The following is an 18,695-nucleotide window of genomic DNA, read 5'->3' on the forward strand; positions in this document are numbered from 1 at the left end:
GTCACATCGAGCGGCGGAGCCAGCTTTCGACACCGGAGACGTGGACCGTGACCAGCGCACGGGTGAGTTCGGTGTCGCGCTTCTCGAGGGCGTCGACGATCGCGTGGTGCTCCTGGAGGGTGCGAGCGACGGCCTTCTCCTCGGTGAGGCCACGCCAGATGCGGGCCCGGACCGTCTTGCTGCCGAGCGCGGCGAGCAGACTCGCGAGGTAGGCGTTGCCGCTCAGTTCGATCACGCGGGCGTGGAACTGCAGGTCGTGCGCGACGAGGTCCTCGACCGTCGTGGACTCGTCGACCTCATCGACCATGCTGCGCAGCTCGGCGATCCGCTCGTCGTCGAGGTGCTGGATCGCCATCACCGACGCGGAGGGTTCGAGGATGCGGCGCACCTCGAACATCTCGATGAGGGAGGCGTCGGCGTGCATGTCGATGACGAACGACATCGCCTCGTGCAACAGGCTCGGCTCCAGCGTCGTGACGTAGGTGCCGTCGCCGCGACGGACGTCGAGCACGCGGATCAGCTCCAGCGCCTTCACCGCCTCGCGGAGGGAACTGCGGGAGAGCCCCAGGGTCTCGCTGAGCTCCTTCTCCGGAGGGAGGCGCTGGCCGGGTGTGAGGTCGCCGGCGACGATCATCGCCTGGATCCGCGCGATCGCCTCGTCCGTGACTGCCATGCGACCCCCTGCTCGAGCGAGACGGTCACGTGGAACACCGCCTCGCGCCATGATACATCCGACGTTTCCACGGGCCGCACCCCGACCAGGCTCCACGCAACGCCGACACCGGGCACCTTGTGTTACGTCAGGTTGAGCGCCCTCTCGCGGCCCGTCCGATCACTCCCTACTGTTGCTGCAACCCGACGTCCCGGTGCGCCCCGATCGCTCCGACAGCGGACGCCGGCACGCTCCACCACCCCCTGCACCGTCCCGCACCCCACCGTCATCTGGAGTCCCCATGCGTCGTCGATCGCGCCTCGCGCTGTCTCTTGTCACCCTGGCCGTCGTGGCCGGCCTCGCCACCGGCTGTTCTCTCAAGCAGTCCTCGTCCAGCGAGTCGACGAGCGGCGCCGCTGCCAGCTCCGCCGCCTCCGACGTCGACGTCCCCTCGCTCAAGGGCAAGACCGTCGGCGTCGCCGCCAAGGACGTCGTCCGCGACTTCGGCCGCCTCACCTACCAGGGTGTGCAGGACCGCCTGGAGGAGCTGGGCGCCAAGGTCGTCGCCACCCAGGCCGACGCACAGGACGACAAGCACCTGGCCAACGTCGAGAACCTCGTCTCGCAGAAGGTCGACGCGATCGTCGTCATCCTCGGTGACGCGACCACGCTCGCCCCGGCGCTGCAGCAGGCGAAGGATGCCGACATCCCGGTGTTCACGATCGACCACGCCAGCGAGAACTCGGTGAACAACATCGGTTCCGACAACTGGCAGATCGGCTCCACCCTCGCCCGGACCCTCGCCGAGGACATCGGCGGGAAGGGCAAGGTGCTCGTCTTCAACGGCTTCTACGACGTCACCCCCTGCCAGATCCGCTACGACGAGTTCAAGCTCGTGCTGAAGAACTACCCGAACATCGAGATCATCGAGCCCGAGCTGCAGGACATCTACGAGGGCACCATCGAGGACGCCAAGCAGAAGACGAACGACGCGCTCACCCGCTACCCCAAGGGCGAGATCTCGGCCGTGTGGTCGTGCTGGGACCTCCCCGCGATCGGTGCCTCGCAGGCCATCGACGCGGCGGGCCGCGACGAGATCAAGGTCTACGGCGTCGACGCCGAGCCCGGAGCGCTCGACCTCATCCAGGACCCCGACTCGGTGTACCAGTTCACGGTCGCGCAGCAGCCGACCCTGTTCGGTACGACGAGCGCGAACAACGTCGCCCTGTACCTCGGTGGCAAGCAGGACGAGGTGCCGCTGAGCACCTACCTCGACGCCGTGTTCATCGACAAGGCGAACGTCGCCGACGAGCGCAAGCGACTCGGCCTGGAATGACGCACGACACCTCGATCGACGGTCTGACCGCCCAGCGCTCGCTGGGCGGTCGGCCCGGTGCCGCCACGGCCGAAGCCTCGGCTCCCGCCGTGAGCATGCGTGGCATCGCGAAGGACTTCGGCGGCGTCCGGGTGCTGGACGACGTCGACCTCGAGGTGTACCCCGGCGAGGTCGTCGCGCTCGTCGGCGAGAACGGCGCGGGCAAGTCGACGCTCATCAAGATCCTCACCGGCCTCTACACGGCGAGCGAGGGTGCCATCGAGATCGACGGCGAACCGGTCGTCATCCGCAACCCGGGCGACGCCGAACGCCTCGGTGTCCGCGTCATCCACCAGGACCGCCACCTGGCCGGTCGGCTCACGGTCGCGGAGCAGCTCTTCCTCGGCTCGCGCTCCGCGTTCCTCACCGGCCGGCAGCTCGACCGCCGCGCCGAGCGGGAGCTGCTCGACCTCGTCGGGCTCGACGTGCCGGGCAAGACCCTCGTCGACGAGCTGAGCGTCGCCGAGCAGCAACTCCTGCAGCTCGCGATCGCGACGATCACGCGCCCACGGGTCCTCGTGCTCGACGAACCCACCGCGCCACTCGCCGCCGGCGACGTGGAGCGGCTGTTCCGCACCGTCCGGACCCTGCAGAGCCAGGGCGTCGCCGTCATCTACATCTCCCACTACCTGCAGGAGGTGCGCGACATCGCGTCCCGCGTCGTGGTCCTCCGCAACGGTGAACGCGTCGGTGCGCTCGACCTCGCCGATCCCGACGCGACCCTCGACGCCATCGTCCAGCTCATGGTGGGGCGGAGCGTCGAGGAGTTCGGCGACCGGGAACGGATCGTCGCCGACGCCGGTGCAGAACCGGTCCTCGCGATCGACGGCCTGACGGTCCCGGAACGGCTGCACGGCGTCTCGATCGCCGTCCGTCCGGGCGAGATCGTGGGCGTCACGGGTCTCGTCGGCTCGGGCCTCGAGGAACTGGCCGACGCGCTCACCGGCTTGCGTGCGCACGGCGGAACCGTGCGGCTCGGCCGGGCGACGATCCGCTCGCCGCGGGCCTTCGTCCGGGCCGGTGGGGCGTACGTACCGGCGAACCGCCACCGCGACGGCATCCTGAACCGACAGTCCGTCCGCGAGAACCTCACGCTCGCCGCGCTCGACCGCGTCACCGGGCTCGGCGGGATCCTGCGTGGGCGACGCGAGCGCGAGATCGCCGCGGACCTCGTCACGAGGCTCGACGTCCGGCCCGCGAACGACACCGCGGTGGCCGGAAGCCTCTCCGGCGGCAATCAGCAGAAGGTCGTGCTCGGTCGGTGGCTCGCGGCCGGATCGACGGTGTTCGTACTCGACCAGCCGACCTCCGGCGTCGACATCGGGTCGCGTCAGCAGATCTACGCGGAGATCGACGCGCTCGTCGCGCAGGGCGCCGGCGTCCTGCTCGTGAGCGTCGACCTCGAGGAACTGATCGGGCTCGCCGACCGCGTCCTCGTGCTGTACCGCGGGACGATCCGGACCGAGCTGCCCCGATCGCAGGCGACCGCCGACACGATCCTCGCCTGGTCGACGGGCGCCGCCGAGGTCGCCTCCACGCCGTCGGCCCCCTCGGTCTCGCCGGTCCCTGAGCTTGTCGAAGGGCATGAACCGCTTGTCGAAGGGCATGAACCGCTTGTCGACGTGCCCACCTCGTCAACCGATGCGGATTCTGACAAATCAACCGCCCCGGTCCCTGAGCTTGTCGAAGGGCCCACGTCGTCTACGCAGGCTGATCCCCCGAGGTCTGCCCCGTCGGCAGGCCCTGGAGGCGGCACACTGCCCACCAGAGGAGCCTCCGCATGACCGCCCTCTCCGCTCCACCCGCTGCGCCCTCGGCCGCGGCGGAGTCTACGACGAAGCGTCGCCCGGTCTCCCGGCTGGGACTCATCGGCTACGCGATCGTCGTCATCGAGGTCGTCGTCTTCGCGGTCGCCTCGCCCGGCTTCCTCGACCCGGCCAACCTCGCGACGATCCTCACCCAGTCGGCGGTCTACGCGATCGCGGCCTTCGGACTGTCCATCGTCGTCGTCACGGGCGGTGAGGACGTCGTCCGCGGCGGCATCGACCTCTCCATCGGCGCGGTCCTCGGCTTCTCCGGTGCCCTCGTCGCAGTGCTCCTGCAGGCCGAGCTCGGTCTGCCGCTCGCGCTGCTCATCGGGCTCGGTGCCACGGCGGTCATCGGGCTCGTGAACGGTCTCGTCGTCGTCGCTGGGATCCGCCCGCTCCTCGTCACGCTCGCGATGATGAGCATCGTCACGAGTCTCACCATCGTCATCACGAACAACGTGAAGGTGCCGGTCTCCGACGCCGGGCTGGTTTGGTTGCGGAGCGGACACGTCGTCGGTGTGCCTGCCGCGGTCGTCGTGCTGCTCCTCGTCTTCGCGGTCGTCGCCTTCGCCACCGGGCGCACCAGCTGGGGCGTCAAGAACGCCGCGGTCGGGCAGAATCCGACGGCCGCCCGGGTGGCCGGGATCGATGTCAACCGCCACATCGTCGTCAGCTACGTGCTCGCGGCGGTACTCGCAGGGATCGCGGGCGTTCTCATGACCAGTCGGTTGTCCGCTGCACTGCCGGGGATCGGCGAGCAGTCGCTCATCGACATCCTCCTCGCGACGTTCCTGTCCATCGCGTTCTCCCGTCGGCTCGTCGTCACGATCACGGGGACGCTGTTCAGCGCCGTGTTCGTCGCGATCCTCACCAACGGCTTCAGTCAGCTCGGCGTCCCGAGCCAGTGGATCGGCATCACCAAGGGTGTGCTGATCCTGCTGGTCCTCGCGGTCGCCGCGATCCGCGAACGGAGCGTCAAGCGATGAGTGTCGACACGCGCACGCAGTCCTCCGCCACCACCGGCGTCTCCGTCCCGAACGCCGGGTCGGCTGGACCGAGAGGCTGCGACGACAAACGTTCCGGCGGCCCGCTCTCGAGGCTGACGGTCCGAGGCCTCGGTGCCGCGGTCCCGCAGGCGCTCGCCCCCGCGGTGCTGGCCGTGCTGCTCATCGTGTTCGCGGTGCTGTCGCCGTCGTTCCTGACCGCCGACAACCTCCTCGGCGTGCTCAACCAGAACGCGCTCCTCCTGCTCGCGGCCGTCGCGATGACGGTCGTCGTCCGCGCCGGTGGCATCGACCTCTCCATCGGTGTCGCCATCGACCTCGCGGCACTCACCGCGTCGGCGCTCCTGGCCGACGACTACGTGGCCTGGGTGGCGATCGTCGGCGGTCTGGTCGTCGGCCTGCTCGTCGGGGCCGTGAACGCGTTCCTCATCGTGGTGCTGCGCATTCGACCGTTCCTCGCGACGCTCAGCGTCTGGTTCATCGGCGGTGGCGTGCAGCAAGTCGCGACCGACGGTGGGTCGCCCATCTACCTGTCGCGGAGCAGCGTGCCGGACGAGTTCGCGTGGCTGGGTGCCGGGACCGTGCTCGGTGTCGCCGCGCCGATCGTCGTCGCCGTGCTCGTGCTGATCATCGTCTGGGCTGCGCTCGAACGGAGTCGCTGGGGTCGGGTGCTGACCGCGGCGGGGGAGCAGCCGACGGCGACCCGGATCTCCGGTCGGCTGGCGGGGACGTCGATGGCGACGGCGTTCATCTTCGCCGCCGGGATCGCGGCCATCGCCGGGCTGATCCTGGCCTCGCGGAGCCAGGGTTTCGTCGCCAATAGCGGTCAGCTCTACGTGCTGGACTCCATCGGTGCGGTGTTCATCGGGACGACGCTGAGCCGGACCGGGCGGCCGAACCTCTTCGGGACGCTTGTCGGTGTGCTCATCTTCGCGCTGCTGACGAACGGGATGAACCTCATCGGGCTGTCCTTCTACTGGCAAGGTCTCGCCCGCGGTGTCGTCCTCATCCTGATCCTGCTCCTCGGAGTCCTCCTGGCGCGCGACCGGTCCCGCAAACGCCTCACCTGACGCCCATCCGATTCCCGCTGTGGTGGTGTGGCCGGGCCAGCGCGGTGCGCTGACGCGAGCGCGCCCCACACGCGTGAGCGCGGGTCTCTGGAGACCCGCGCTCACGTGTGTGCCCCGCGGTGACGTCAGCGCACCGCGCTGGCATCGGGTCCCACAGGGCCGGGCCACCCCGCGCTCGCGTCAGCGCGGTGCGCTGACGCGAGGAGGAGCGACTCGGCGTGGGCGCGCCTCACACGGGTGAGCGCGGGTCTCTGGAGACCCGCGCTCACGTGTGTGCCCCGCGGTGACGTCAGCGCACCGCGCTGGCATCACCCGAAGGAACGGATCAGACCCGGAGGTCGAGCCAGGCGACCTGCTCTGGGGTGAGCTTCAGGGACAGGGCATCGGTCGACGAACGCGTCTCCTCGATGGACCGCGGACCGATGAGGGCGAAGGTCGGGAAGTCCTGCGCCAGCACATAGGCCAGGGCGATCGCGGTCGGCGCGACACCCATCTCCGAGCCGAGCTGCCGGGCGCGGGCCAACCGCTCGAAGTTGTCGTCGCTGTAGTAGCAGCGCACGAGATCCGGGTCCGACAGGTCCTCGGGCTCGGCGCGCCCGGTGAAGAACCCGCGCGCCTGCGACGACCACGGCAGTAGCGGCGTCTTCGTCTCCTCGAGCCACGCCCGGCTCGTCGGATCCGTCACCTCCACGCAGCCGGCCCACGGCACGTCGAGTGCGCGGGCGAGACCGAAGTGGTTGCTCAGCGCCGCGAAGCCCCGCTTCCCGTTGGCCGCCGCATAGGCGTTCGCCTCCTCGAACCGCTCGATGGACCAGTTGGACCCACCGAACGCACGGATGCGACCGGCCTCGGCGTGCTCGTTCAGCACGTCGACGAACTCGCCCACCGGCACCTCGACGTTGTCGCGGTGCATCAGGTACAGGTCGAGGTGGTCGGTGCCGAGCCGGTCCAGGCTCTCGAACAGCTGACGCGAGATCGACTCCGGGTCGCAGAACGGCGTGTGCGCACCCTTGCCGATCACCACGACGTCGTCGCGGAGGCCACGGTTGGCGAGCCAGCGTCCGAGCAACTGCTCCTGCAGGCCGTCGCCGTACAGCCAGGCCGTGTCGAAGGCGTTGCCGCCGCGCTCGAAGAAGTCGTCGAACATCGCCGACGCGTGCGACAGGGTCTGCTGGTTGTCGACACCCATCACGAGCCGCGAGATGTCGTGGTCGATGCCCGCGATGCGACCGGTCGGCATCGGGAGCTCGGCGCGCACGGCGAGCGGCCGGCCGGAACCGGTCGGGATGTCGGTGTCGATCGACTCGAACGGGTACTCGAGGCCGACCGCCTCGCGCCAGCGGTCGAGGGTCGCCGCGTTGCCGAGCGAGTCCGCCCAGCGCATCTGCGGTGCCTGACCGGCGTCGGCGAACGCAGCGACCGCGTCGGCCTGGAACGCGTACTGCGGTGCGCCTGGGATGTGGATTGACTCCGTGCCGGAGATGGTGCGGACCTCGATCGTCGAGCCGTCCTCGACCGACGGCAGCCACGGGTCGGACACGATGATCTGGCCGGTCGAGCCCGTGACGACGACGCGGTTGTCGTCCTGGACGCGCACGCCGCTCGTGACGTGCGCCGTGATGCCCGACGGGAAGACGAGCGACGCGCTGGCCCACTCGTCGACGCCGGTGGAACCGATGGTGCCGTTCCCGGTGACCTCCGTCGGATCGGCGAACGGTGCACCCACGGCGGCACCGGCGATGAGCCGCGCGATGGAGACGGGGTAGCCGCCGACGTCGAGGATGCCGCCGCCCGCCAGCTCCGGGTTCATGAGTCGGTGGTCGGCGGGCAGATCTGCGGCGAATGCGAACGACGCCTCGATGTGCTGGACGTCGCCGATGGCACCCGACGACACGAGCTCGACGAGCTTCGCGGTCTGCGGGTGGAAGCGGTACATGAACGCCTCGGCGAGGTACACGCCGGCACGGCGGGCGGCTTCGATCGCGAGCATCGCACCGGCGCGGTTCACCGAGAGCGGCTTCTCGCTGACGATGTGCTTGCCGGCCTCGGCCGCTTCGATCACGAGTCGGACGTGCTCCGTGTGCGGGGTCGCGATGTACACCGCGTCGACGTCGGGGTCGGCCAGCAACTCGGCGACCGAGCCGTACCCGCGGACGGGAGCCGTGCCGTCGCCGAAGCGCCCACCGAACTCTTCGGCACGCGACGCGTCACGACTGGCGACGGCGGCGAGTCGACCGGTGCGACTGGCGTGCAGCTCGGTCGCGAACCGTTCGGCGATCGTTCCGGGTCCGATGATCCCCCAGGCGACGTGTTCCATATGGTGGTGCTCCTCAACGTTGATCGGCGGTGCGATGGTCTGTGGCGAACGTCACCGTGAACGTTCACGGTGTGAGCGTATCAGTACGATGTGACCATGACCAGGCCCCGCGACGATCACGCTCCGGCGCGAGCGACGATCATCGACGTCGCCCGGGTCGCCGGTGTCTCGCGCCAGACGGTGACCCGCGCGCTCAACGGGATGCGCGACGTCAGCGACGCCACCAGACAACGGGTCGTCGAGGTCGCGGCCTCGCTCAACTACCGGCCGAACCGCGCCGCGCAGCACCTGGTGAGCGGCCGGACCACGACGCTCGGACTGGTCGTCGACGACCTGCGGAACCCCTACTACCCGGAGCTCGCGGCCGCCCTCGTGCAGCAGGCGGCCGAGCGGGGATGGACCGTGTTGGTCGCCGAGGTCGGGGGAGCGGCGAACGCATCGGGCGAGCGGCCCGCCGCCGCGGATCGTGGACCGGACCTCCCCGACGCGGAACGTGCGCAGCTCGCCGAACTCGCACGGCAGGTCGACGCGGTCGTCGGGCGCAACGGTGCCGACCACGGAGCGCTCCAGGGCGCCTTCGCCACGATCCCGTTCGTCTCCCTCGGCGACCACCGGCCAGAGGAGTCCGAGGCCGGAGCGGACCCGTCCGGCTCGGAACCCGCGCTGCAGGTGGCGGGCGTCGACATCGACTTCGAGGACGGCATCCGACAGGCGCTCGCCCATTTCATCGCGACCGGGCGCCGGTCCATCGCGATGATCGACGCCTCGGCGGAACCGTCCGGACGGCGTCTCGCGTACCGGGCGTTCCTCGAGGAGCACGGCTTGCCGTGGTCGGAGGCATCGGAGACCTGGGCGGAGGACACCCACCAGGGCGGGGTCTCGGCCGCCCTGCGGTGCCGCGCCGCGATGCCCGACGTCGACGCCGTGCTCGTCTTCAACGACGTCATGGCGGTCGGCGTGCTCAAGGGCCTCGCCCGTGCCGGGGTCAGCGTGCCGGAGGACGTCGCCGTCATCGGCATCGACGGACTCGACCTCGGTCGCTTCGTCACCCCCGAGCTCACGAGCGTGGCCGTCGACAAGGGCGACATCGCACGGCACAGTCTCGAACTGCTCGACGGCATGATGTCCGGCACGCTCCCGCTCTCGGGACCGTCCGTCCGACGCTCGGTGGGTGTCTCACTCGTCGTCCGCGAGTCCGCCTGAGCCAGTGTCCGCCTGAGCCGCTCCGATGAGCCACTCCACCCGGGCCACACCGGCCCCGTCGTCCGGACGGTCGCAGGCGACACGGCAGACTGGTCACATGTCTGAACTCCTCGCCCTCTGTCGCGTCGAAGCCCTCCAGATGGACGACGGCTCGATCGGTGTCACCGCGATCGACAAGCGGCCCGTCGACGAGCCGCTGCACGTGCGGCCGATGGGGCTGTACGGCGACGTGCAGGCCGATCGCAAACACCACGGCGGTCTGACGAAGGCGCTCTACGCCTACGCCGAGGAGGACGCGCGGTTCTGGGAGGGTGAGCTCGGTCGGGAGATCACGCCGGGGCTGTTCGGCGAGAACCTCCGCACGCAGGGGCTCGACGTGAACGGTGCCGAGATCGGTGAACGCTGGCGGATCGGCGACACCCTCGTCGTCGAGGTGACCTGTCCGCGCACGCCGTGCGGCACCTTCCAGCGGCGCTTGGGCGAGCCCCGGTGGGTGAAGCGCTTCGCCGACGCCGCACGGCCCGGTGCCTACCTCAAGGTGGTCAAGAGCGGGACGGTGCAGGCGGGCGACCCGATCGAGATCGTCCGACAGCCCGGCCACGGCGTGACGGTCGCCTCCTGGTTCGCCGCGGCGGACGAAGCGCAGGCGGTCACCCTCGAGCAGTCGGAGCAGTCGGGCGCCGTGGTGCTGGCCCCCGAGATCCATGAGTCGATCAAGCAACTCCGCCGCAAGCGGACCGTCTGAGGGCTGCCGTCGCGTCCGCACACCTGTGTGACCGCTGAGTGCAAGCCCCGGCCGGAACAGTCCGGAAGCGGACGCTGTTGCATACCATGGAGCCGAAGACCGGAGCACGCGGGGACCCCGCACGGTGCTCGGCACGAAGGAGGAGTCACGATGAGTGCAGCAGACGAGCAGAGCACGACGACCGAGCGCGCGGTGCTGGCCGGCGGATGCTTCTGGGGCATGGAAGACCTCGTCCGGAAGATGCCGGGCGTGAAGTCGACGCGCGTGGGCTACAGCGGTGGCGACGTCGCCAACGCCACCTACCGCAACCACGGCACCCACGCGGAGGCCCTCGAGGTCGTCTTCGACCCGAGCAAGCTGTCCTTCCGCGAGCTCCTGGAGTTCTTCTTCCAGATCCACGACCCGTCGACGAAGAACCGTCAGGGCAACGACGTCGGCCTGAGCTACCGCTCGGCGATCTTCTTCACCTCGCCCGAGCAGGAGCGCGTCGCACGCGACACGATCGCCGACGTCGACGCCTCAGGGCTCTGGCCCGGCAAGGTCGTCACCGAGGTCGAGCCGGTGTCCGAGTTCTGGGAGGCCGAGCCGGAGCACCAGGACTACCTGGAGCGCATCCCGTGGGGCTACACCTGCCACTTCGTGCGCCCGGGCTGGAAGCTCCCGCGCCGCGCCGAGGTTGCGGAGCAGGCCACCGCGTAAGCACGTCCACAGCGCCCGGCACCTCGGTGTCGGGCGCTGTGCTGTGCGTGGACCGGCAGGCTCAGGCCGACAGGCTCAGACGCCGTCGGCGCGCGAGGAGTTGACGGCGTCGGACGCCAGTCGTGGCGCGAACCGCGGGTCGAACTGCAGCGGTGGATCGTCGGGTGACGCCAGTGACGGCTTCCCGAGGCGGACCCACTCGAGGTACTGGAGATAGGGGTCGGACCCGGCATCGACCGGCGCATCGACGATGCGCTTGCGTCCCCACGGCCACTTCCACCCCACGATCAGCATCCTACGGACGGTTCCTGAAGATCTGCGGACCATCGCGCCACGATCTCGCAACGATGCCTCCAGTCGTCAGTCGCATTCGCTTGACGGATAGGAAGTTGTCCATCGGCCGTCGGTGCTGTCATGATGAAGCACGGCGGAGATAGCTAGACAATCGAGACACTTCGAGGGGTTGTCCGGACCCGGTCGCTGCACCTGCCGAGAGAGGTCGTTCCATGGGCTCCACCGGCAGCGAGACGTCCGAACTCCGCCGCGCCTGGGTGGAGCAGCTCACGGCCGACCGCTTCGGCGTCTTCGTCGGCGACAGCCGCGTCGGGTTCATCGACGTGGACTGGCCGCTGCACGTCGCCCTGCGCGGGACCGACTACGAGACGGCGGTCGAGGTCGATCGTGCGATCCGGTTCGATCAGGCGCTGCGTGCCGTCCTCGCCGCCTGAGTGGCCTCCGGTGTCCGGCGGCTATGATCGCAGCACGATCCGGGTGGACCATCGGCCGGGCGACACCCGGTCGGGCCTGCGAGGCGGAGGGGGACTGACATGACCGACTCCTCCAGCGCCGAGCCGTGGGCATCCGGCCTCCCGGTCCTCGAACTGCCGATGTTCCCGCTCGGCTCCGTGCTGTTCCCGCACATGCCCCTCGCCCTGCGGCTCTTCGAGGAGCGCTACCTCACCATGCTCGCCCACCTGCTCGAGGCGGAGGACCCGGCGTTCGGGGTGGTGCTCATCGAGCGCGGGCGCGAGACGGGCGGCGGTGAACACCGGTTCCGCACCGGGACCGTGGCCGAGATCGTCGAGGTCGACGGCGGCGAGGGCTTCGTCGCGGTGATCGCCGAGGGTGGGCAGCGCTTCGAGGTGACCGACTGGCTGCCCGACGACCCGTACCCGCGCGCCGAGATCCGCACGCTCGACGACCTGGAGTGGGACGAGCGCTGGGAGCAGCTGCGGGACGAGACCGAGGCGGCGGTGCGGCGCTCGCTCGCCGTGGCCAGCGAGTTCAGCGAGCAGCAGTGGGCCTCGGTCGTGGAGCTCGCCGACGACCCGCTGGAGTCGTCGTGGCAGCTCGCGGGCATCGCTCCGGTGAGCGAGATCGACCAGATGCGATTCCTCTCGGCCGGGTCGCTCGAGGAACTGCTGGTCGGCGTGCGCGATCGCGCCACCGAGGCCGGCGAGGCCTTCATCGCGGGCGGCATCGCCGACGCGGACGACGAGGACTGGGACATCCTCGGCGGCTGAGCCCCGTCGTCGCACCTCGACAGGCTCGGTGACCGGCAGTGCTCGGTGCTGCCGGTCACTGAGCTTCCCCTCCGCCGGTCACTGAGCTTCCCCTCCGCCGGTCACTGAGCCTGTCGAAGTGCCCTTGCGCATTCGTGGAAACGCTTTACTATTTCCTATAGGATCTTTTTGACCGGGAGCACCAGCCCCGAGCAGTCCTTGAGCGCAATGGAGCATCATGACGGATACGACCGCGACCGCGTCGACCCCCCGATGGACCGCCGACACCTGGCCCATCGCCACCTGCCTGCACGGCATCCCACCCGTCGATCGCAACGGCGTGTCCCTGCACGACGCGGAGCCCGAAGCCTGGGACGACCTCTTCGCGCAGGTCGCCGGCGTCGGGTTCACGCTCGCAGAACTGCCCGACAGCCACGTCCGACCCGCCGACCTCGAACCGTCCCGTCGCGACGAGTTCCTCGCCATCGCGAAGTCGCACGGCGTCGGCGTCCCGTCCGTCCACCTGCAGCGCCAGAGCGTGATCATGCCGGGCCACGAGGAGCGCAACCTCGAGTACGCGCACCGCACGATCGACGCCGCCGCCGAGTGGGGGATGCAGGTCTTCTCCACCGGCCTGCACCAGCCCTTCAACGACGCACAGCGCAAGGCGCTGTGGTTCTGGACCGCGCAGGGCCCGAAGGACCCCGACGACCCCGAGGTCTGGAACGCCGCCGTCAGCCGCATCCGCGAGCTCGGCAAGCACGCGGCCGACGTGGGCCTGCCGCTCGCACTCGAGCTCTACGAGGACACCTACCTCGGCACGGCTGACAGCGCGGTCCGGTTCGTGGAGGAGGTCGGGCTCGACAACGTCGGCCTGAACCCCGACGTCGCGAACCTCATCCGCCTGCACCGCCCGGTGGAGGACTGGCGCGAGCTGTTCGCCAAGACCCTGCCCTACGCCAACTACATGCACGTGAAGAACTACACCCGCGACGAGGCGGCCGACGGCAGCTGGGCGACGTCCGTGCCCTCCACCATGGAGGCCGGGCTCATCAACTACCGCCAGGTCTTCCGCGACGCCGTCGAGCTCGGCTTCAACGGCATCATCCTGGCCGAGCACTACGGCGGCGACAGCCTCGGCATGTGCTCCACCAACCAGAAGTACATCAGGACCCTGCTGCCGCAGGCCTGATCCAGACGACCACAGGAGAGCTTCATCATGACCACACACACCATCGCCGTCGTCGGATCGGGGTACATGGGCGGCGGCATCGCCCAGGTGCTCGCGCTGTCCGGCGCCACCGTCCGCATCGCCGACATCTCCGAGGAGATCGCGCGCAAGAACTACGACCGCCTCATCGCCGAGGCCGAGCAGTTCGTCGCCGACGGACTCTTCCCCGCCGACGCCGTGGAGCGGATCCGCGCCAACGTCTCGCCCGCCGCGTCCATCGAGGAGGCCGTCACCGGAGCCGACTTCATCGAGGAGGCCGTCCCCGAGAAGATCGAGATCAAGCACGAGACCCTCCGTCGCATCAGCGCCGCAGCCTCGCCCGACGCCATCATCGGCTCGAACACCTCGACCATCCTCATCGGTTCGCTCGCCGAGGCCGTCACGAACCCGGAGCGGTTCCTCGGCGTCCACTTCTCGAACCCGGCCCCGTTCATCCCCGGTGTCGAACTCATCCCGCACGAGACCACCGCCGATGCGGCGATCGCCACCGTCGAGGAGATCGTCGCGGCGACCGGCAAGGAGACCGCCCGCGTCAAGGACGCCACGGGCTTCGTGCTCAACCGCCTGCAGTACGCGCTGTTCCACGAGGCGACGCAGCTCGTCGAGGAGGGCGTCGCGACGCCCGAGGACATCGACACGATCGTCCGCACCACCTTCGGCTTCCGGCTCCCCGTCTTCGGTCCGTTCGCGATCGCCGACATGGCCGGACTCGACGTGTACTCGTTCTGCTACGCCTCGCTCCAGACCCGGTGGCCCGAGCGGTTCGCCACGCCGGACTCCCTCAAGGAGCTCGTCGACGCCGGCAAGTTCGGCACCAAGTCGGGTGCCGGCTACCTCGACGTCCCGGCCGACCGCACGCCCGAGCTGATCGCCTACCGCAACAAGGCCTACGTCGCGATCAAGCAGCTCATGGACGAGCTCGGCCCCGCACCCATCAACTGAGCGCGGCGCCGACCGAGCGCACCGTCCGGCTCGATCGGACACCGACTTCACCACTCCCACGCAGAAAGGCCGGCCATGACCGCCACCAGCTTCCCCGAATCCAAGACCGTCGTCCTCACCGGCGCAGCCTCCCCGCGCGGCATCGGTCGTGCCTCCGCCCACCACCTCGCCGAACTCGGCTGGAACATCGGGATCATCGACCTCGACGAGGCTGCGGCGCAGGCGGTCGCCGCCGAGATCGCGGAGCAGCACGGGGTGCAGGCGGCCGGCGCCGGCGCGAACGTCGCCGACGAGGCGCAGGTGCGTGCCGCGTTCGACGCGCTCGAAGCCGCCCTCCCACAGCTCGTCGCCCTCGTGAACCTCGCGGGTGTCGCCTCACCCGTGCCCTACCTCGAGGTGAGTGCCGACGAGTGGAAGCGCGTCATCGACATCAACCTCAACGGCGTCCACTACACGACCCGCCGTGCGGTCGAGTCGATGGTGTCGAACGGCGTCGGTCGCGTCGTCAGCCTGTCGTCCGTCTCCGCCCAGCGTGGCGGCGGCACCTTCAGCAAGACGGCCTACTCGGCGGCGAAGGCCGGCGTGATCGGCTTCACCCGCAGCGTCGCCCGCGAGCTCGGCCACGACGGCATCACGGTCAACGCCATCTCGCCCGGACCCATCGACACCGACATCATGGGCGGCACCCTCACCGAGGAGCGCAAGACGGCCATGGCCGTCGACGGCGTCCTGCCGCGCATCGGCACCCCACGCGACATCGCCGCCGCCATCGCCTACCTCGTCAGTGAGGACGCCGGCTTCGTCACCGGTCAGACGCTGAACGTCGACGGCGGCCTCTACATGCACTGATCCACCACACGCACCACGAGCGAACGGAGCAGCACCATGCAGCACCTCACCGGTCAGTGGACCAAATCCCGGTTGATCTTCCTCGGTCTCGGCGTCGTCTTCGTCGGCATCGGCCTCTGGATGATCGTCCCCTCGATGGTCTCCTGACCAGCAGCAGCAGCAGCAGCAGCAGTAGCGCCAGCAGCACCCACCCGCACCAGTCATCTCAAAGGAGAGTGTCTTGTCCACACCCAATCCGCCGGCGATCGGATCGACCAACGATCCGGCGCTGAAGTCGGCGATCCGCAAGGCGTCGAAGCACCTCATGCCGATGCTCGTCATCCTGTACTTCGTCGCGTTCCTGGACCGCACGAACGTCGGCTTCGCCGAGGAGGCGCTCAGCGTCGACCGCGGCATCTCGAACGGTGCCTTCGCCCTCGGGGCCGGCATCTTCTTCATCGGCTACGCGATCTTCGAGATCCCGAGCAACCTGCTGCTGAAGAAGTTCGGCGCCCGGTTCTGGCTCGCCCGCATCGCGGTGACCTGGGGCATCGTCGCCGCCCTGTTCGCCTTCACGACGAACGACACGATGTTCATCGTCCTGCGGTTCCTGCTCGGCGTGACCGAGGCCGGGCTCTTCCCCGGCGTCATCATGTTCCTGTCGGAGTGGTTCCCGAACAAGGTCCGCGTCCAGATGTTCTCGATCTTCTACCTGGCGCAGCCGTTCTCGCAGATGCTCGGCGCCCCGCTGAGTGGTGGCCTCATCAGCTTCGGCGACGCCCTGACCCCGTGGCACGGCTGGCAGGTGATGTTCTTCGCCGAGGGCATGCTCGCGGTCCTTGCCGGCTTCGCAGCGCTCTACTTCCTCACCAACTCGCCACAACAGGCGAAGTGGCTGGATCAACAGGAGAAGGACTCGTTGACGGCCGCGATGGAACGCGAGGACACCGTGCGGCAGTCGGACGGCCCGACCGGTATCGCGAAGGCGATGACGAGTTGGAAGGTGTGGTACTTCACCATCATCTACTTCTGCCTGCAGATCGCGGTGTACGGCACGACGTTCTACCTCCCGCAGCAGGTGGCGAACCTCATCGGCCAGGACGTCGGCTGGCAGGTCGGTCTCGTGGCGGCCATCCCGTGGCTCGTGGGTCTGTTCGCCTGCTACTACGTGGGCCGGAACGCGAACACGGTCGTCCGTCGTCGCACCTGGGGAACGATGTTCTACATCTCCACCGGCGTCTTCATCCTGGCCTCCGCTTGGGCAGGCGCGAACAACCAGCCGATCCTCGGCATCCTGTTCATCACCATCGCGGTGGCGAGCTTCCTCTCGGTCGGGCCGATCACGTGGGCCTACCCGACGGCGTTCCTCACCGGCACGGCTGCAGCGGCGGGCATCGGCCTCATCAACTCGCTCGGTAACCTCGGCGGCTTCGTCGCCCCGATCATGCGCACCGGGATCAACGAGAGCGTGCCGACCGACAGCGGCGTGTGGGGCGTGGTCTCGCTCGGGGTGTTCGCCTTCCTTGCGGCCGCGATGCTCTACTGCACCCGGTTCTTCCGTGGGGCGAAGGCGGACGAGCTGCTCGAGACGACGGCGAACCGCACGGCGCACTAGTCACGACGCAACACCCGGACGGGGTCGATCGCTCAGGCGGTCGGCCCCGTTCTGCGCCCTTCGACAGGCTCAGGAACCGGAGGTAGGGCGGCTCAGTGCTCGGCGTCGCTGCGGGCGCGGGTGCGCACGAGCTCGATGTGCGAGCGCATGGCCGCCGCGGCGGCCTCGGGGCCGTCGGAGAACGCGTCGAGGATGGCGCGGTGCTCGACGACCGCCTGGTCGGCGTCGGTGACGCCCGTCTCGACCGTCTGGCGCATGCGGTGCACGCGGGTGGAGATGCCCTCGGACATGTCGAGGAGGAACGGGTTGCGGGTGCCCTCGAAGATGAGGTGGTGGAAGTTCCAGTCCACCGCGAAGTACTCGCGGAGGAGTGCGACGGGGATATCGCCGGACGACGCCGCGGCGCGCACCCTGGCGGTCATCTCGACGTGCTGCGCCAGCGCCACCTCGAGGGCCGGGACGAGCTCGTCGGCGTGGGCGGCGGCCAGCGCAGTGGCGCCGCTCTCGAGCACGATGCGGGCGTCGAACAGTGACTCGAGCTGGTCGTCGGCGAGCGGCGGTGCGACCCGGTAGCCCTTGTGGGTGACCCGGGTGACGAGCCCGGTGCGCTCCAGCTGGACGAGTGCCTCGCGGACCGGCGTCGGCGAGACGTCGAGGTCGCGGGCGATGGCGTCGATCGACAGGCGGGCACCTGGTTCGATGCCGGAGCTCAAGAGCATGTCGAGCACCAACTCGTAGACGCGGTCGCGCAGACCGCGGCGCTCGAGCGAGGAAGAGGCGCCGAGCGGGAAGACGGCATCAACCACGGCAGCCTCCGAAGGGTGTGCTCGAGGCGTCGTCACGGAGGGGAACCTCCGGTCGAGCGGCCGCGATGATCGTCGAGGACCAGTTTACGGGGCCTCCAGGCGTCATCGCGGCAGGTCGGAGCCCGTGCGGTCGAGGCCGGCCACCTCGTCCAGCACCAGTGAGAGGGCTGCCGGATCGTGGGCGAAGCGGCCGAGGAAGACCCCGTCGACCGCGTCGCCGATCGTCGTGAGCAGGCCGGGTCCGGCGCTCCCGCCGTAGATGACGGCCGAGGAGGTGTCGACCAGACCCCTCGTGGCGAGCGCGTCGAGGTGGCCGCGCAGCCGGAGGCACACCGTGCGGATGTGCGCTGGACTCGCGGCCTCGGTGGCGCCGATGGCCCAGTGTGGTTCGTAGGCGACGATGACGCGGCCCGCGATCCCGGCGGCGACCGCCCCTGCCAGGGCGTCGTCAAGCTGCGCGACGCACTCCGCGGCCGCCACCTCGGCGTCTCCGTGCTCGGCCTCGCCGATGCACAGCACCGGCGCGAGCCCGTTGCGGAGCGCGGCGGTCGTCTTCGCGCGGACGACGTCGGGGGTCTCGCCGAACAGTCGGCGCCGCTCCGCGTGCCCGACCTCGACGACCTCGCAGCCGACCTCGCGGAGCTCTGCGCCGCTCACCTCGCCGGTGAACGCCCCGGTGTCCTCGGTCGCGAGGTCTTGAGCCCCCACGGCTGCGACGCCGCGGAGTCGCTCGACCGCGCCGGTCACCGAGAGGTATCCGGGGATGACGAACAGCTCCGCAGCGCCGGATCGGAGTGCGTGGTGCTCGGCCGACACCCCCGCGACGACCGAGCACCAGTCGAGCGTCTGCGCGTGCCCGAAGTACATCTTCAGGCTCACGCCGACGAGTCTGGGACGT

18 protein-coding genes are annotated in these 18,695 nt (G+C 69.6%); 13 read left to right on the forward strand and 5 right to left on the reverse strand.

Going from position 1 to position 18,695, the window contains the following annotated elements; all coding sequences use genetic code 11:
- Position 1: 1 nt before the first annotated feature.
- Positions 2 to 673, reverse strand: a complete 672-nt coding sequence (locus tag ITJ66_RS14390) for a FadR/GntR family transcriptional regulator (RefSeq protein WP_064295672.1) — start codon at positions 671 to 673, stop codon at positions 2 to 4.
- A 280-nt stretch (positions 674 to 953) separates the two neighbouring features.
- Between ITJ66_RS14390 and ITJ66_RS14395 the strand changes: the two genes are divergently transcribed.
- Genes ITJ66_RS14395 through ITJ66_RS14410 form a run of 4 tightly spaced genes read left to right on the forward strand, consistent with a single transcriptional unit; the run spans position 954 to position 5,909 of the window.
- Complete coding sequence (locus tag ITJ66_RS14395) at positions 954 to 1,988, forward strand: sugar ABC transporter substrate-binding protein (RefSeq protein WP_079706592.1); 1,035 nt, start codon at positions 954 to 956, stop codon at positions 1,986 to 1,988.
- Positions 1,985 to 3,811, forward strand: a complete 1,827-nt coding sequence (locus tag ITJ66_RS14400) for a sugar ABC transporter ATP-binding protein (protein ID WP_194645070.1) — start codon at positions 1,985 to 1,987, stop codon at positions 3,809 to 3,811. The genes ITJ66_RS14395 and ITJ66_RS14400 overlap by 4 nt, the downstream gene beginning before the upstream one ends.
- Positions 3,808 to 4,821: an ABC transporter permease gene (locus tag ITJ66_RS14405; RefSeq protein WP_191941852.1), complete on the forward strand. Its 1,014-nt coding sequence runs from the start codon at positions 3,808 to 3,810 to the stop codon at positions 4,819 to 4,821. The genes ITJ66_RS14400 and ITJ66_RS14405 overlap by 4 nt, the downstream gene beginning before the upstream one ends.
- Positions 4,818 to 5,909 carry an ABC transporter permease gene (locus ITJ66_RS14410; protein ID WP_194645071.1) on the forward strand — a complete coding sequence of 364 codons (1,092 nt, stop codon included), beginning with the start codon at positions 4,818 to 4,820 and terminating at the stop codon, positions 5,907 to 5,909. The genes ITJ66_RS14405 and ITJ66_RS14410 overlap by 4 nt, the downstream gene beginning before the upstream one ends.
- Positions 5,910 to 6,234: 325 nt before the next feature.
- On the opposite strand, the gene ITJ66_RS14415 is transcribed toward ITJ66_RS14410, so the two are convergent.
- Positions 6,235 to 8,226, reverse strand: coding sequence for an aldo/keto reductase (locus ITJ66_RS14415; RefSeq protein ID WP_194645072.1), 1,992 nt, complete (start codon positions 8,224 to 8,226; stop codon positions 6,235 to 6,237).
- Positions 8,227 to 8,322: 96 nt separating this feature from the next.
- Here ITJ66_RS14415 and ITJ66_RS14420 point away from each other — a divergent pair, with 96 nt between their 5' ends.
- From ITJ66_RS14420 to msrA, 3 genes are all read left to right on the forward strand, one after another.
- Positions 8,323 to 9,429 (forward strand): LacI family DNA-binding transcriptional regulator, encoded by a 1,107-nt coding sequence (locus ITJ66_RS14420; protein WP_194645073.1) that lies wholly within the window; start codon positions 8,323 to 8,325, stop codon positions 9,427 to 9,429.
- A gap of 97 nt (positions 9,430 to 9,526) precedes the next feature.
- Positions 9,527 to 10,174, forward strand: a complete 648-nt coding sequence (locus ITJ66_RS14425; protein ID WP_194645074.1) for an MOSC domain-containing protein — start codon at positions 9,527 to 9,529, stop codon at positions 10,172 to 10,174.
- A 150-nt stretch (positions 10,175 to 10,324) separates the two neighbouring features.
- Positions 10,325 to 10,873, forward strand: a complete 549-nt coding sequence (gene msrA, locus ITJ66_RS14430; RefSeq protein ID WP_064295677.1) for a peptide-methionine (S)-S-oxide reductase MsrA — start codon at positions 10,325 to 10,327, stop codon at positions 10,871 to 10,873.
- A 75-nt stretch (positions 10,874 to 10,948) separates the two neighbouring features.
- Here msrA and ITJ66_RS14435 read toward each other — a convergent pair whose 3' ends face one another.
- Entirely contained in the window at positions 10,949 to 11,158 is a 210-nt protein-coding gene (locus ITJ66_RS14435; protein WP_124767435.1) for a hypothetical protein, read from the reverse strand.
- 221 nt (positions 11,159 to 11,379) lie between these two features.
- On the opposite strand from ITJ66_RS14435, the gene ITJ66_RS14440 reads away from it, so the two are divergent.
- The 6 genes from ITJ66_RS14440 (at position 11,380) to ITJ66_RS14465 (ending at position 16,991) form a co-directional block, all read left to right on the forward strand.
- Positions 11,380 to 11,601: a hypothetical protein gene (locus ITJ66_RS14440; protein WP_191941847.1), complete on the forward strand. Its 222-nt coding sequence runs from the start codon at positions 11,380 to 11,382 to the stop codon at positions 11,599 to 11,601.
- Between the two features lie 99 nt (positions 11,602 to 11,700).
- The gene (locus ITJ66_RS14445; RefSeq protein ID WP_228501933.1) at positions 11,701 to 12,396 is read left to right on the forward strand and encodes an LON peptidase substrate-binding domain-containing protein; all 696 of its coding nucleotides are present in this window, start codon (positions 11,701 to 11,703) and stop codon (positions 12,394 to 12,396) included.
- Positions 12,397 to 12,613: 217 nt separating this feature from the next.
- On the forward strand, positions 12,614 to 13,567 hold the full coding sequence (locus ITJ66_RS14450; protein WP_064295680.1) for a sugar phosphate isomerase/epimerase: 954 nt from the start codon (positions 12,614 to 12,616) through the stop codon (positions 13,565 to 13,567).
- 27 nt (positions 13,568 to 13,594) lie between these two features.
- A complete protein-coding gene (locus ITJ66_RS14455; protein WP_079706602.1) occupies positions 13,595 to 14,548 on the forward strand; it encodes a 3-hydroxyacyl-CoA dehydrogenase family protein in 954 nt (317 codons plus the stop codon).
- A 75-nt stretch (positions 14,549 to 14,623) separates the two neighbouring features.
- Positions 14,624 to 15,397, forward strand: a complete 774-nt coding sequence (locus ITJ66_RS14460; RefSeq protein ID WP_194645075.1) for an SDR family NAD(P)-dependent oxidoreductase — start codon at positions 14,624 to 14,626, stop codon at positions 15,395 to 15,397.
- Between the two features lie 220 nt (positions 15,398 to 15,617).
- Complete coding sequence (locus ITJ66_RS14465) at positions 15,618 to 16,991, forward strand: MFS transporter (protein ID WP_228501934.1); 1,374 nt, start codon at positions 15,618 to 15,620, stop codon at positions 16,989 to 16,991.
- A 92-nt stretch (positions 16,992 to 17,083) separates the two neighbouring features.
- On the opposite strand, the gene ITJ66_RS14470 is transcribed toward ITJ66_RS14465, so the two are convergent.
- Together ITJ66_RS14470 and ITJ66_RS14475 are read right to left on the reverse strand one after the other, a co-directional pair.
- On the reverse strand, positions 17,084 to 17,797 hold the full coding sequence (locus ITJ66_RS14470) for a GntR family transcriptional regulator (RefSeq protein WP_229939936.1): 714 nt from the start codon (positions 17,795 to 17,797) through the stop codon (positions 17,084 to 17,086).
- A 102-nt stretch (positions 17,798 to 17,899) separates the two neighbouring features.
- Positions 17,900 to 18,676 carry a triose-phosphate isomerase gene (locus tag ITJ66_RS14475; RefSeq protein WP_370582668.1) on the reverse strand — a complete coding sequence of 259 codons (777 nt, stop codon included), beginning with the start codon at positions 18,674 to 18,676 and terminating at the stop codon, positions 17,900 to 17,902.
- Between the last annotated feature and the right edge of the window lie 19 nt (positions 18,677 to 18,695).

This window comes from Plantibacter sp. VKM Ac-2885, assembly GCF_015351205.1.
In the GTDB taxonomy this organism is placed as follows: Bacteria; Actinomycetota; Actinomycetes; order Actinomycetales; family Microbacteriaceae; genus Plantibacter; species Plantibacter auratus.